This window comes from Alcanivorax sp. HI0083, assembly GCF_001635175.1.
In genome coordinates this window covers 1-733 of sequence record NZ_LWFX01001613.1, presented here as the reverse complement: position 1 = coordinate 733, position 733 = coordinate 1, and the positions used below count along the sequence as shown (strand labels likewise).

The 733-nt window shown below is 63.6% G+C and carries 1 protein-coding gene; it reads left to right on the top strand.

Translation table 11 applies throughout. From position 1 onward, the window contains the following. Nucleotides 1-17 precede the first annotated feature (17 nt). Nucleotides 18-733: glutathione S-transferase C-terminal domain-containing protein (locus tag A3754_RS23895; RefSeq protein ID WP_231880767.1), on the top strand; the 716-nt coding region annotated here is incomplete at its 3' end.

The window sequence follows — 733 nt, the reverse complement described above, 5'->3', positions numbered from 1 at the left end:
ACTTTGAGCAACAGGGCGTGCAATATTCCGCCTACCCGGATGGGCTGCTACAGCGGGTGCTCTCTGTGATCATCGCCTACTACGGTACCCAGGCCATGCTGCCCCACGCCATGCACTACCGCTGGAGTTACCGTGAGGCCCAGGAAGGCTTTCTGCATGACCAGTTTGCCGCCGGTGCCGGTGAGGCCATGGCCGACAAGATCATGTCGCGGATGAATGCCTACCTGCCCCAACTGGGCGTGGATGCCCACACGGTGCCGGAAATCGAGGCCTCCTATCTGCAACTGCTCGACACCCTAAACGCCCACTTCGCTGAACACCCCTACCTGTTTGGCGGACGGCCGTCACTGGGCGACTATGGCTTGATCGGCCCGCTGTTTGCCCACCTGGGCCGCGACCCGGTGCCCGCCAACCTGATGAAAACCCGTGCGCCGAAAGTGTTCCGCTGGGTGGAACGGATGACCGCACCGGGGCTGGATACGCCGGAGTTTCCCGGCTATGGCGATGCCTACCTGGCCGACGACGGGATTCCGGCCACCCTGGAACCGCTGCTGCGCCAGATCGCCGACGAAATCTTCCCCATGCTCACCGACAAGCTCGCCTTTATGGACGCGCTGATACGGGAGCACGCCCCGGGGGATGGGCAACCGGTATCGGCCAAGCCCCACCAGCGTTATGTGGGCGTGGTGGAAACCGCTTTTCGTGGCGTACCGGTGCAGGCCGGCGTTCAACC